Origin of the sequence: Streptomyces sp. NPDC126510, from assembly GCF_040302345.1 — a bacterium.
Classification (GTDB): domain Bacteria; phylum Actinomycetota; class Actinomycetes; order Streptomycetales; family Streptomycetaceae; genus Streptomyces.
Genome location: NZ_JBEORR010000043.1, coordinates 1 through 13,526, shown reverse-complemented (window position 1 = coordinate 13,526; position 13,526 = coordinate 1). Strand labels below are relative to the sequence as shown.

Genomic DNA, 13,526 nt, shown 5'->3' with positions numbered 1-13,526 from the left:
ACGGGCCGCAGCGGTGCGCGGCGCTCCACGCGCGCGTGGTCAGCTGTCGCCGTCCTCCTCCCAGCCGAAGCTCTTCTCCACGGCCTTGCGCCAGTTGTGGTACTCGCGGTCCCGCACCGACGCATCCATGTTCGGCGTCCACTCGACGTCCTTCTGCCAGTGCGCCTTCAGCTCGTCCAGGTCGTTCCACACCCCGGTGGCCAGACCGGCCGCGTACGCGGCGCCCAGACAGGTCGTCTCGGAGATCTTGGGCCGCACCACCGGAACGTCGAGCACGTCCGACTGGTGCTGCATGAGCAGGTTGTTCTTCGTCATGCCGCCATCGACCTTCAGGGTGGTGATGTGCACCCCGGAGTCCTGGTACATGGCGTCCACGACCTCGCGGGTCTGCCAGCTCGTCGCCTCCAGCACCGCGCGCGCGAGGTGCGCCTTCGTGACGTACCGGGTCAGACCGGTGATCACGCCACGCGCGTCGGAGCGCCAGTAGGGGGCGAACAGGCCCGAGAACGCCGGAACGATGTACGCGCCGCCGTTGTCCTCGACGCTCGCCGCGAGGGGCTCGATCTCGTCGGCCGTGCGGATGATGCCGAGCTGGTCCCGGAACCACTGGACCAGCGCGCCCGTGATGGCGATCGCGCCCTCCAGACAGTAGACCGGCGCCTCGGTACCGATCTTGTACCCCATCGTCGTCAGCAGCCCGCTCTTCGACGGCACCGGACGGTCGCCCGTGTTGAGCAGCAGGAAGCTTCCCGTGCCGTACGTGTTCTTGGCGGTGCCCACGCCATAGCAGGCCTGCCCGAACACGGCCGCCTGCTGGTCGCCCAGCGCGGACGCCACGGGTACGCCGGCGAGCTGGCCGACGGCGGTGCCGTACACCTCGGAGGAGGAGCGGATCTCGGGCAGCATGGCCTCGGGGATGTTCATCGCCGAGAGGATCGAGGAGTCCCACTGGAGAGTCTCCAGGTTCATCAGCATGGTGCGTCCGGCGTTGGTCACGTCGGTGACGTGCTGCCCGCCGTCCGTGCCGCCCGTGAGGTTCCAGATCAGCCAGGAGTCCATGGTGCCGAAGGCGATCTCGCCGCGTTCGGCGCGCGCCCTCAGGTCGGGCACGTTGTCGAGCAGCCAGGCCGCCTTGGGTCCGGAGAAGTAGGTCGCCAGCGGCAGACCCGTCTGCTCGCGGAAACGGTCCTGTCCGTCCGAGCCGCCCAGCTGGTTGCACAGCGCGGCCGTCCGCGTGTCCTGCCACACGATGGCGTTGTGCACCGGCTTGCCGGTCGCCCGGTCCCACAGGAGAGTCGTCTCGCGCTGGTTGGTGATCCCCATCGCGCTCAGCTGGTCGGCTCTCAGACCGGCCTTGGCGAGCGCTCCTGCCACCACCGCCTGCACCTTCGACCAGATCTCGGTGGCGTCGTGCTCCACCCAGCCGGGTTTCGGGAAGATCTGGCGGTGCTCGCGCTGGTCCACGGCGACGATCGCGCCGTCCTGGTTGAAGACGATGCAGCGGCTCGACGTGGTGCCCTGGTCGATGGCTGCGACGAACTTCGCGGAGTTGTCCGTCATGGCTACCCCTTCGGCTGGTTCAGAAGGCTGCGTTGTAGATGACGCCACCCAGCAGGCCGCCGATCAGTGGTCCGACGACGGGGATCCACGAGTAGCCCCAGTCGGACGTGCCCTTGTTCGGGATCGGCAGGATGGAGTGGATGATGCGCGGGCCGAGGTCACGTGCCGGGTTGATGGCGTATCCGGTGGGCCCGCCCAGGGACAGGCCGATGCCGACGACCAGGAGGGACACCAGCAGGATCGCGATCCCCGACCCGTAGATGCCTCCGCCGCCGGGGATCAGGCCGATGCCGACGCCCTCCACATGCCTGTCCTGGCCGACCAGGGCCAGGATGGGCAGCACCAGGGCGATGGTGGCGAGGATCTCCGTGATCAGGTTGGCGATCGGGTTCCGGATCTCGGGGATCGTGGAGAAGATCCCGAGCGTCGGAACCGGTTCGTCCGCCGTGCCCTCCGTGGTGCCTGTCTTCCGCACGTTGGCCGCGAACTGGGCGTAGTAGACCAGGTAGCACAGGACGGCCCCGATCATGGCGCCGGTGATCTGGCCCAGCAGGTAGACCCAGACCTTGCTCCACACGCCGGTGTCGACGGCCAGGCCGAAGGTGACGGCCGGGTTGATGACCCCTCCGGAGAGGGGGGCGGCGGTGTACGCGCCGGCCAGCACCCCGAAACCCCAGCCGAACGTGATCACGATCCAGCCGGAGGCCCGGGCTTTCGAGAATCTCAGGGTGACGGCGGCACACACGCCGGCACCGAAGAGGATCAGAATCGCCGTGCCGATCATCTCACCGAAGAAAATGTCTCCGTTGGTCATGGCTGCTCCTCAGCCTTGGCCCGGGACGAGCCGCCCCGGTCCTCACCTGCAGGGTGCGTTTCCCGTGGCTACTTCAGCCGAAGGCAGGGAGACGTCCGCGCCCCGCCCGGCATCCGTGACGAGCGTGCCGTCGCAGCCGAATCGCCCCTGGGGGAATGGGCCTTGGCGCAGGCGCTTTCACGCGCCGCAGTGCCGGAATGCGTCGGCTATGTATGGCGATGTCGACTGACACCGGAAGTGTTCACCGGCACTCAGAGGGCGTCAAGGTCGCCGACCGCAACGGTTGACGGCCGTCGGACGGTCACCGGGCTCACGCCGGGCCGGCGGGCCGGTTGCTCGGTCCGGCGGCGCCCGGTCGGGTCGTTGTTCAGATCTGGTCCGGACCCGCGCGGGCCTGGATGAGCCGCGCGAGGCTTGGCTGATGGTGTCCGGCCTGCGCTGAACTCCGCCGGGGGGCAAAAGACCAGCCGCACCTGACTCCTCGCTTGCTAGTGTCCAGGATTCACCTGACCTGGCGGTTTCTCAACCGCAGGAGATCCGCGGAGCCATGGCCTCCGCGGATGCGTCCTGACGCCCGGTGCCCGGCGCCGCCCCCCGACCAGGTCGGGCCTGCGACCACTCACCCCTGTCCCCTGCGCCTCAGACGCCCTGCCGGCCCCTCTCGACCCCCATTCCGCGGCCTCCGACGCCGATGCAGGCGCACACGCAGGTGCTGGATCGAGCCGGTCCGGATCAGCGAGCACCAGGAAGTCGTCACCGAGCTTGGCAGCGGGCCGGTCGGCGTACAGGACGTGCCAGGGCCCGCACCCGCCCCGCGGACGCTGTCGCGGGCAGCAGAGCAGCGGGCCGGACGAACTCCCGCACCGATGGCCCGGACCGCGGCGCGGTCACCTCGGCGGGGGAGGGGGCGGGACGTAGACCTCCGCGGCGGGCAGACGCGCGGGGCGGCGCGAACAGCCCGCCCTGCGCCGATTGCGCCCCAGCCGCGAGCGCCGCCGAGCACTCCGCTTCGGTCTCCACTGCCTCCACGGCCAGCAGCGCCCCCAGCTCGTCGCACCGCACCCGCATCGACCTGCCCGGGAGCATGACGGATGCCACCGGCGCACGCCCGACCACGGTTCATGAGACCTTCACGCAAGAGCGCGATCGATCACACAGAGTAAGGCTCAGGGGGAATCCGCCTGGGGGGACGGCCGGTTGCCATCCCCGCGCTGTCCTTCCCCCCGCGTCCACTCTCCTGATAGACGCAGGGGCATGACACGACTCACCACCGTGGCACGTGGCCTGATCGCCGCAGTCGCCGCCCTGCTGGCATCAACCGCCCTCACCCCGACCGCCCGGGCCGGCACCGACCCCAGGGCGCCGAAGGACTTCGTGGCGCTGAGAAGCGTGGACCCGACGATCCTTCAGGAAATGCGTTACATCACCCCGCACAACTTCGCGGGCGAGCGCATCGACGGTTACCGTCAGCCCCTCTGCATCCTCACCCGCCCCGCCGCCGAGGCCCTCCACAAGGCCCAACGCCGGCTCCTGCGCCAGGGCTACACACTCAAGGTCTACGACTGCTACCGGCCCCAGCGCGCGGTGGACCACTTCGTCCGCTGGGCCGAGGACCTGAACGACCAGACGATGAAGGGCGAGTTCTACCCGAACGTCGACAAGACCCGACTGTTCGCCGACGGGTACATCGCGGCGAAGTCCGGCCACAGCCGCGGTTCGACCCTCGACCTCACAATCGTCAGGCTGCCGGCGAAGCCCACTCGGCCCTACCACCGAGGAGAGCCCCTGGCACCGTGCTTCGCGCCCCAGGGCGAGCGGTTCCCGGACAACTCGATCGACATGGGGACCGGCTTCGACTGCTTCGACACCCTCTCGCACACCCTCGACCCACGCGTTCAGGGCCGGCAGCGCGCCAACAGGCTGCTTCTCAAGAACACCCTCGAAGACCTCGGCTTCGTGAACCTGCCGGAGGAGTGGTGGCACTACACCTTCAAGCCCGAGGCCCATCCGGACACGTACTTCGACTTCCCCGTGGCCGGGAAGTCGCTCACCAGCGCTCACTGAGCAGCCTGCTCATGGCGCCCTCTTCCTGATCGGCTACAGTCCGCCGCGTGTCCGAAACTCAGCACTCCGCTTCCAACTCCGCGCCGAACTCCCACTGTTCGAGCTGCGGCGCGCCCTACGGAGAGGGCATCACCGGCTGGCCCCGCACCTGCCCGGTGTGCGGGGCCGTGGCCTACCGCAACCCGCTCCCGGTCGCGGTGGCCCTCCAGCCCGTGTACGACACCAAGGGCACCGCCCTGGTCGTCATCACCCGAACCATCGCTCCCGCGCGCGGGGGCACCGCCCTGCCCGGCGGTTACATCGACGACCGCGAGGACTGGCGGCAGGCCGTCATACGCGAACTACGGGAGGAAACAGGCATCGACGCGGCCGGACGGGACGTACGTCTCGCCGACGCGATGAGCTCACCCGACGGACACCTGCTGCTGTTCGGCCTCCTCCCGGAACGCCCGGCCGAGAGCCTGCCCTCCTCCGCCGCCACGGACGAGACGGAGGGCTGGCACCTCCTGCGCAGGCCCGAGGAACTGGCCTTCCCCCTGCACACCCTGGCGGCCCGGGCCTGGTTCGAGGGCCGGTACATATGACCTCCTGAGCTCCCCGGGCGTCGTGGAGCTCACAACTCCCGGACCCGCGAAACGGAACTGATGCCTCCCCGGCCCGGCACTCGTGTCGTTCCCGGGCCCGGCGCAGCTCCCCAGCCTGGCGCAGCTCCTGGCTCCCGGGCCTGGTGCAGCTCCGGCTCCCGGGGCCGGCGCAGCTCGTGGCGACCGGGCACGGCGCGGCTCACGATCCCTCGGTCCCGCGAACCCGCACCGGGTAGGGCGGCGCGCCCCCGCCGTCGTCGCCCTCCCGCTCCACCACCACCCGGGAGCCCATCCACCGAGCGCTGTAGCGCTCGATCTCCGGCTCCTCCCACCCCTCGCCCCCGTCCGGCACGACGAGCCCGCCCCCGGTCCGTCCCCGGGCGGGCGCCCACACCTCCAACTCCAGCCCCCCGTCGTCCCCACGTACCGGAAGTACGGCACCCCCGCGCGCGAACACCGGGATGCGCGACAGCGGCGCGTCGACCAGCACCTGCCCCGGCCCCTCGTACGCCTGCCCCGTCGCGACGTCGTACCAGCGCCCCCGCGGCAACCGCACGGCGCGCCGGCCCACGCCCGGGTCCAGCACCGGCGCCACCAGCAGGCTGTCGCCCAGCAGGAAGGCGTCCTCGCAGTCGCGCAGCGCCCGCTCCTCCGGTGCCGCCCACCACAGAGGCCGCACATAGGGCGCTCCGGTACGCCGCGCCAGATGCGCCAGTGTCATGAAGTAAGGCAGCAGCCGCCGGCGTTCGACGAGCGTCACGCGCGCGTGCTCCAGCACCTCCTCCCCGAACTCCCACGGTTCCCTGCGCCCCGCCCGCAGACTCGCGTGCGTACGGAACAGCGGCAGATACGCGCCGAGCTGGAGCCACCGCAGATACAGCTCGGGGGACGGAACCCCGTCGAACCCCCCGACGTCCGGCCCCGAGTACGGGACCCCGCACAGACCGAGCCCCATGACCAGCGCCAAGGACGCCCGCAGCCCCGGCCAGCCGGTGGCCACGTCCCCCGACCACGTCCCTCCGTAACGCTGCATGCCGGCCCACCCGGAACGGGAGAACAGGAACGGCCGCTCCTCGGGCGCGAGCTCCCGCAGCCCTTCGAAGCCCGCCCTGGCCATGCACAGCGCGTACACGTTGTGCGCCTCACGATGGTCACCACCCCGCCCCTCCAGGGAATGCCGGGACGAGCGCGGCAGCGTCGACTCGCCGAAGGCGGTGAACGACGTGGGTTCGTTCATGTCGTGCCAGAAGCCCGAGAAGCCCTGCGCGAGCCGCTCCTCGTACAGAGCGCCCCACCACGCACGCACACGCGCGTGCGTGAAGTCGGGGAAAACCACCTCCCCGGGCCACACGACACCCTCCACCACCTTCCCGGCGGCGTCCCGCACGAACGCGTCCTCGGCCGCCCCGGAGTCGTACACGGCACGGCCCGGCAGGACCTTCACGCCCGGCCCGACGATCGACACCAGCCGGACGCCCTCCCGCCGGAGCTCCTCGGCCAGAACGGGCAGCTTGGGGAAGCGCTCCTGGTCGACGGTGAACACCTGGTGCGCGTCGAGGTGGTCGATGTCCAGGTGCACGGCGTCCAGCGGCAGACCGCGCTCCAGGTAACCCGCGACGATGCGCCGCACCTCCTGCTCGCCGCCGAACCCCCACCGCGCGTGATGGTGCCCGAGGGCCCAAGCGGGCGGCAGCGCGGGCGCCCCGGTGAGCGACGCCCAGGCGAGCAGCACGCGCGCGGGGGTGCCCACCATCACCCAGCAGCGCAGCGGACCGCCGTCCATCCGCAGCTCGCTCGTCCCGGCCCGGTCGTGCCCGGACCCCGCGCCCTCCTCGCCCTCGCACAGCGTCACCGTGCCGTCCCATGAGCTGTCGTGGAACGCCAGATGCGTACCGCTGTCGGACACCACCAGCTGCACCGGCATCGTGATGTACAGCGGGTCGTCCCCGGGCGCGAAGGCGCGGCCGGGATCGGAGTTCCACAGCCGGTACGTCCCGTCCGGCAGCCGCGGACCCGAAGTACGCCCCCCGAGCCCGAAGAACCGCGCGTCGGCGCCCACCTCGGACCGCTGCATCCACCGCGCCGGACCGCCGCCGACCGGCTCCCACCACCGCGGCGGCAGATCACGCCGCAGGGTGACCCCGCCCGGCGTCCGCACCTCCACCGCGCCGTGCCGCGAGACCACGACCGTCACCCGCTCGGCCACCACACGCCAGCCGCCGTCCTTGTCCGGCTCCAGGACCGCCCGCGGATCCGGCTCCGGACAGCGTCCGGCCAGTGCGTAGGACGGTTCGGGCCCCGCCCCGTCCCAGCCCCAGAACACGGCCCCGTTCACGGCGACCAGAATCCGCAGCTCCGACCGGCTGAACCGGACGACACCGCCCCCCGGCCCGGGCTCCGCGTCCTCCACGGGCCCGGGCACCCGCGCACGCTCCGCCCCCCGCGCCGGCAGCCCGGTGGCGTCGGCCCGGCGCCTGCGCCACGCTGCTCGTACGGTACGCACACCCTGAGCCGCCCCCACCGAAGCCACCGCTCTCACCGAACGCACCAGGTCACGACCGTTCATGCTGCTCACCCTGCCACTGACGGCCCAGCGCGGGCGTGTCGTTCAACTGCCGTTCACCCGTGCCAGGACCACATCTTCACGACACGGACTATGTGGGGCGCACCCTGGTGTCGAAGTCGATCACATGGCATTGTCCGTGCCAGCCGCTCACGCGCACACCCCAGCCCGTGCGCGGAGGACGCACACGACGCGCACAGTCCGGGAGCCGACCATGTCGACCATCAGTCCCCAGCCGCTCTGGCAGCCCGACCCCGAGCGCATCGCCCGCGCACGGATCACCAGGTTCCAGGCCTGGGCGGCCGAGCACCACGGCGCACCTGCCGAGGGCGGCTACGCGGCCCTGCAGCGCTGGTCCGTCGACGAGCTGGACACCTTCTGGAAGGCCGTCACGGAGTGGTTCGACGTCCGTTTCTCGCAGCCCTACGCGCGTGTGCTCGGCGACCGCTCGATGCCCGGCGCCGAGTGGTTCCCCGGGGCGACCCTGAACTACGCCGAACACGCCCTGCGCGCATCCGCCTCCCGCGCCGACGAACCGGCCCTCCTGCACGTCGACGAGACCCACGAACCACGCCCCGTCACCTGGGCCGAGCTGCGCCGCCAGGTCGGCTCCCTGGCCGCTGAACTGCGCGCCCTCGGCGTGCGCCCCGGTGACCGCATCAGCGGCTACCTCCCGAACGTCCCGCAGGCGGTGGTCGCGCTCCTCGCCACGGCCGCGGTCGGCGGCGTCTGGACCTCCTGCGCGCCCGACTTCGGCGCCCGCAGCGTCCTCGACCGCTTCCAGCAGGTCGAACCCGTCGTGCTCTTCACCGTCGACGGCTACCGCTACGGCGGCAAGGAGCACGATCGACGCGAGGTGGTCACCGAGCTGCGGCGCGAACTCCCCACCCTGCGGGCCGTGATCCACATCCCGCTTCTCGGCACCGAGGCACCCGAGGGCGCCCTGGACTGGTCGGCCCTCACCTCCGCCGACACGGACCCCGTCTTCGAGCAGGTGCCCTTCGACCACCCTCTGTGGGTGCTCTACTCCTCCGGCACGACGGGACTGCCCAAGGCCATCGTCCAGTCCCAGGGCGGCATCCTCGTCGAGCACCTCAAGCAGCTCGGCCTGCACTGCGACCTCGGCCCCGAGGACCGCTTCTTCTGGTACACCTCGACCGGCTGGATGATGTGGAACTTCCTCGTCTCCGGCCTGCTCACGGGCACCACGATCGTCCTCTACGACGGCAGCCCCGGCTACCCCGACACCGGCGCCCAGTGGCGGATCGCCGAACGTACCAAGGCCACCCTCTACGGCACCTCCGCCGCCTACGTCATGGCCTGCCGCAAGGCCGACGTGCACCCGTCCCGCGACTTCGACCTCTCTTCCGTGCAGTGCGTCGCCACCACCGGCTCGCCCCTGCCCCCCGACGGATTCCGCTGGCTCCACGACGAGGTCCGTGACGACCTGTGGATCGCCTCCGTCAGCGGCGGCACCGACGTGTGCTCGTGCTTCGCCGGAGCCGTACCGACCCTCCCGGTCCACGTCGGCGAACTCCAGGCCGCCTGCCTCGGCACCGACCTGCGGTCCTGGGACCCGAGCGGCAGCCCCCTCGTCGACGAGGTCGGCGAACTCGTCGTCACCAACCCCATGCCGTCGATGCCCATCCACTTCTGGAACGACCCCGACGGCAGCCGTTACCACGACAGTTACTTCGATACCTACCCCGGCGTGTGGCGGCACGGTGACTGGATCACCCTCACCTCCCGCGGATCCGTCGTCATCCACGGCCGCTCCGACTCCACGCTCAACCGCCAGGGCGTCCGTATGGGGTCCGCCGACATCTACGAAGCCGTCGAAAGGCTCCCCGAGATCAAGGAGTCCCTCGTCATCGGCATCGAGCAGCCCGACGGCGGCTACTGGATGCCCCTCTTCGTGCACCTGGCCCCCGGAGCCGTCCTCGACGAGGCCCTGCTGAACCGCATCAAGCAGACGATCCGCGAGCAACTGTCGCCGCGCCACGTCCCCGACGAGATCATCGAAGTACCCGGCGTCCCGCACACCCTGACCGGCAAGCGCATCGAGGTCCCCGTCAAACGCCTCCTCCAGGGCACCCCGCTGGAGAAGGCGGTCAATCCGGGCTCCATCGACAATCTCGGCCTGCTGGACTTCTACGAGGAGCTGGCCCGCAAACGCGCCTGAAACCGCCCGCGGGCGACTCCCTGTCACCAGGCCTCAGGGCGCAGGCTGCAGCGAAAGCCGCTGTGACCTGCGCCTTCGTCGTTGGTCGAGCGCACGATCCTTGAGCCGACCCTCACTGTCAGTGCCTCCGGTTACTGTGAGTGAGCATTGACCGACCGTGCACAGGGGGAACCATGACGCACACCGACAACCGGACCAAGCGCCGCGTCCTGCACCGCGAGATCGCCGGCACCATCGGCCTGCTGACCGACGATCACGACTTCCGGGCCATGCGGCGCTACCGGAGCTTCACCTTCGACGACCACGCGACCTATCTGAAGCACGTGGAAGGCCTCCTCAGGGCCAGGGCCCTGCAAGGCAGCCACACCACAGTGGCCCTCTTCGACCCCGAGGAGTACGCCGAGTTCTGCACACGGAAGGACCTGGACCCCGACACACCGTCGAGCCGCTCACGCTTCACCGCACAGGTCGCGGCAACAGGCCCGACCCTTCCCTACGACGGCCGACCGCTGGCCGACCTGCTCCCGGCCCTCGTCGACGAGGCCGTCCGGCAGGCCACGTGGGAGTACGCGACCACCCTCCTCGCCCGCCTCGGCGCCTGCACCGCCTGCGGCGAGGACATCGGACGCGCCGCCTTCACCCGAGCCGCAGAACTCCTCGTCCGCATCCTCGACACGGCGCCACCGGGCGACCGCCACCTCGTCTGCAGTGTCACCGGACCGCCCGAAACCCTCGTGGCCGCCCTCCACGTCACCGACGACGGGGCCGCCCTGGAACTGGACGAGACCGAAGCCCTCGAATTCACCACGGTCCTGGCCCTCGGCCTGGCCACCGAAAGCCCCGGGGGCCTCGTCATCCGCGCCACCGCCCCGGGCACACCCGACCGCGTCTACGGCTGGCGCATGCGCTCCTACGGACTCGAACCCCTCACCGCAGGAGAGGTCTTCGACGCCTACTGCACCGACGTCGAATCCGGAGATCTGATCTCCCCGGAATCCAACGTCGACTACTGCGCGCCGCCCGACCTCGGGGAGGAGAAGCCCGCCAAGGGGCACCAGCACTAAAACGAGGGAGGGGGCGCTCCACCTGACTGGAGCGCCCCCTCCCGGGAAACGCAGACGACCCGACCGGGCCTACTCGCCCGACAACACCGCCTGCGCCGCACTACGCGCGTCCTCGGCACTGTCCGTCGCCCGTGCCGCCGCAGCGGCCCGCTCGCACTGCGCCAGCGTGTACTTCGCCAGCGTCGCCCGGACATAGGGAATCGACGCGGCCCCCATCGAGAGAGAGGTGACACCCAGACCGGTCAGTACACATGCGAGCAGCGGGTCGGACGCGGCCTCACCACAGACTCCACAGCTCTTGCCCTCGGCCTTGGCCGCCTCGGCGGACAGCTCCACCAGGTCGAGCAGGGCGGGCTGCCAGGGATCCTGCAGACGGGACACCGCACCCACCTGACGGTCGGCGGCGAAGGTGTACTGGGCGAGGTCGTTCGTCCCCAGGGACAGGAACTCGACCTCCTGGAGGATCGAGCGAGCCCGCAGCGCGGCCGACGGGATCTCCACCATCGCGCCGAACTTCGCCCGCAGCCCAGCCTCACGGCAGGCGTCTGCGAAAGCCCGGGCATCCGTACGGTCCGCCACCATCGGGGCCATGACCTCGAGGTAGACCGGCAGCCCCTCCGCGGCCTTGGCGAGCGCGGTCAGCTGGGTGCGCAGGACCTCCGGGTGGTCCAGCAACGTCCGCAGACCCCGCACACCGAGCGCCGGGTTCGGCTCGTCGGCCGGCGTCAGGAAGTCGAGCGGCTTGTCCGCCCCCGCATCCAGCACCCGCACCACGACACGCCCCTCGGGGAACGCCTCCAGCACCTGCCGGTACGCGGCGACCTGCTTCTCTTCCGAGGGCGCCTGCTTGCTGTCGTCCAGGAAGAGGAACTCCGTACGGAAAAGACCGACACCCTCGGCACCGGCCTCGACAGCGGCCGCCACATCAGCGGGCCCACCGATGTTCGCCAGCAACGGCACCTTGTGACCGTCCGCTGTGGCACCAGGCCCGGTGGAGGCGGCCAACGCCGCCTTCCGCTCGGCAGCCGCCGCCTCCAGCTGCGCCTTCTTCTCGTCGCTCGGGTCCACGAAGATCTCTCCCGTGCTGCCGTCGACGGCGATCATCGTGCCCTCGGCGAGTTCACCGGCTCCCGGCAGCGCCACCACGGCCGGCACCCCGAGGGCCCGGGCGAGGATCGCGCTGTGGCTGGTCGGCCCGCCCTCCTCGGTGACGAAGCCGAGCACCAGAGTCGGGTCGAGCAGCGCGGTGTCGGCCGGCGCGAGGTCGCGGGCGACCAGGACGTAGGGCTCGTCGCTGTCGGGGACGCCCGGCATGGGCACCCCGAGCAGCCGGGCGACGATGCGGTTCCGCACGTCGTCGAGGTCGGCCACCCGGCCGGCGAGGTACTCACCGGCTCCCGCCAGCAGCTCCCGGTAGGAGGCGAACGCGTCGTACACCCCGCGCTCCGCGGTGCTGCCGACGGCGATCCGCCGCTCCACATCCGCCAGCAGCTCGGGGTCCTGGGCCATCATGGCCTGCGCCTCGAGCACCGCCTGGGCTTCGCCACCGGCCAGGTTGCCCCGCGCCATCAGGTCCGCCGCCACCGCCTCGACGGCCTTGCGGGCGCGCCCCTGTTCGCGCTCCGCCTCCTCCGCCGGTATCTGCTTCGCGGGCGGCTCCAGCACCGCCGTTCCCATGTGCCGAACCTCGCCGATGGCCACACCGTGGCTCACCCCGACGCCTCGCAGCGTTGTCTCCATCTCACCCGTCTCCGATAGAGCGGCGGACCCCGCCGCCGCGGTGGTTGTCGTACTCGCCGTCACAGGACGGCACCGTCGTCACTTCCAGAGGAAGAGACTGTCGCCGGCCTTCACATCGCCGTTGTCGCGAAGATCGGAGAGAGCTTCGGCCGTGGCCTCCAGCGCCACGATCGGGCAGATCGCGGACTTGCCGGCGGCCTCGACGGCCGCAGGGTTCCAGCGGACGACACCCTGCCCGCGCCTGACGGTGTCACCCTTGTTCACGAGCAGCTCGAAACCCTCGCCGTTGAGCTGCACGGTGTCGATACCGAGGTGGGTGAGCACGCCGTGTCCGTTCTCGTCGACGACGACGAACGCGTGCGGGTGCAGAGAGACGATGACGCCGTCCACGGGCGAGACGGCCTCGGAAGGCTCGCGTACGGGATCGATCGCTGTGCCCGGGCCGACCATGGCCCCGGAGAAGACCGGATCCGGCACTGCCGCCAGTCCGATAGCGCGTCCTGCGAGCGGGGACGTCACGGTGGTCATGGGAAGCCTCCCAGGGGTGGAGATCGATGGGGCCGCCCCTGTAGGTACCGGGCGGCACACTGTTCAGCAGCGTATGTCACCTGAAGTGCCGGTTCCGCGCGAGCACTCCGAAGTGGTCTAGACCATACCTCAAAGCGATTTGCACCCGCTCCGCGGCCGCGTGTAGAGTCGTACTCCTGCTTGGGGCTGAGCGGCGCAACCTTGCGTCCTGGCCGGGCAGCAACCAACTTGTCAGATCCTATCTTCGGATCGCCTTCTGCATGTCTGCAGGACGGTGGTCAGAGGGCCGGAAAAACACTGATAGAGTTTGGAACACCGAAGGGAAGCGCCCAGAGGAAAGCCCGAGAGGGTGAGTACAAAGGAAGCGACCGTTCCTTGAGAACTCAACAGCGTGCCAAAAGTCAACGCCAGATATGTTGATACCCCG

Annotated in this window: 9 protein-coding genes and 1 pseudogene; 4 read left to right on the top strand and 6 right to left on the bottom strand. The window is 70.5% G+C overall.

The features are described 5' to 3' along the window. Positions 1 to 39: 39 nt before the first annotated feature. The 3 genes and pseudogenes from glpK to ABTX60_RS38215 form a co-directional block, all read right to left on the bottom strand. Positions 40 to 1,560, bottom strand: coding sequence for a glycerol kinase GlpK (glpK, locus tag ABTX60_RS38225; protein WP_352101537.1), 1,521 nt, complete (start codon positions 1,558 to 1,560; stop codon positions 40 to 42). A gap of 19 nt (positions 1,561 to 1,579) precedes the next feature. Then, positions 1,580 to 2,374 (bottom strand): MIP/aquaporin family protein, encoded by a 795-nt coding sequence (locus tag ABTX60_RS38220; protein ID WP_352101536.1) that lies wholly within the window; start codon positions 2,372 to 2,374, stop codon positions 1,580 to 1,582. Positions 2,375 to 3,169: 795 nt separating this feature from the next. Then, positions 3,170 to 3,448: pseudogene (locus ABTX60_RS38215) on the bottom strand (diguanylate cyclase); the annotation flags it as partial. A 180-nt stretch (positions 3,449 to 3,628) separates the two neighbouring features. On the opposite strand from ABTX60_RS38215, the gene ABTX60_RS38210 reads away from it, so the two are divergent. Together ABTX60_RS38210 and ABTX60_RS38205 are read left to right on the top strand one after the other, a co-directional pair. Continuing rightward, a complete protein-coding gene (locus tag ABTX60_RS38210) occupies positions 3,629 to 4,438 on the top strand; it encodes a M15 family metallopeptidase (protein WP_352101535.1) in 810 nt (269 codons plus the stop codon). Positions 4,439 to 4,485: 47 nt separating this feature from the next. Then, positions 4,486 to 5,022 carry an NUDIX domain-containing protein gene (locus tag ABTX60_RS38205; RefSeq protein ID WP_352101534.1) on the top strand — a complete coding sequence of 179 codons (537 nt, stop codon included), beginning with the start codon at positions 4,486 to 4,488 and terminating at the stop codon, positions 5,020 to 5,022. Positions 5,023 to 5,221: 199 nt separating this feature from the next. Here the strand turns inward: ABTX60_RS38205 and ABTX60_RS38200 are convergent, their stop codons facing one another. Further along, positions 5,222 to 7,588 carry a glycoside hydrolase family 31 protein gene (locus ABTX60_RS38200; RefSeq protein WP_352101533.1) on the bottom strand — a complete coding sequence of 789 codons (2,367 nt, stop codon included), beginning with the start codon at positions 7,586 to 7,588 and terminating at the stop codon, positions 5,222 to 5,224. 211 nt (positions 7,589 to 7,799) lie between these two features. On the opposite strand from ABTX60_RS38200, the gene ABTX60_RS38195 reads away from it, so the two are divergent. Next, positions 7,800 to 9,767 carry an acetoacetate--CoA ligase gene (locus tag ABTX60_RS38195; RefSeq protein ID WP_352101532.1) on the top strand — a complete coding sequence of 656 codons (1,968 nt, stop codon included), beginning with the start codon at positions 7,800 to 7,802 and terminating at the stop codon, positions 9,765 to 9,767. 173 nt (positions 9,768 to 9,940) lie between these two features. Further along, positions 9,941 to 10,831, top strand: coding sequence for a DUF8829 domain-containing protein (locus ABTX60_RS38190; RefSeq protein WP_352101531.1), 891 nt, complete (start codon positions 9,941 to 9,943; stop codon positions 10,829 to 10,831). Between the two features lie 69 nt (positions 10,832 to 10,900). On the opposite strand, the gene ptsP is transcribed toward ABTX60_RS38190, so the two are convergent. Together ptsP and ABTX60_RS38180 are read right to left on the bottom strand one after the other, a co-directional pair. Then, on the bottom strand, positions 10,901 to 12,571 hold the full coding sequence (gene ptsP / locus ABTX60_RS38185) for a phosphoenolpyruvate--protein phosphotransferase (protein ID WP_352101530.1): 1,671 nt from the start codon (positions 12,569 to 12,571) through the stop codon (positions 10,901 to 10,903). 78 nt (positions 12,572 to 12,649) lie between these two features. Further along, a complete protein-coding gene (locus ABTX60_RS38180) occupies positions 12,650 to 13,099 on the bottom strand; it encodes a PTS sugar transporter subunit IIA (protein WP_352101529.1) in 450 nt (149 codons plus the stop codon). Between the last annotated feature and the right edge of the window lie 427 nt (positions 13,100 to 13,526).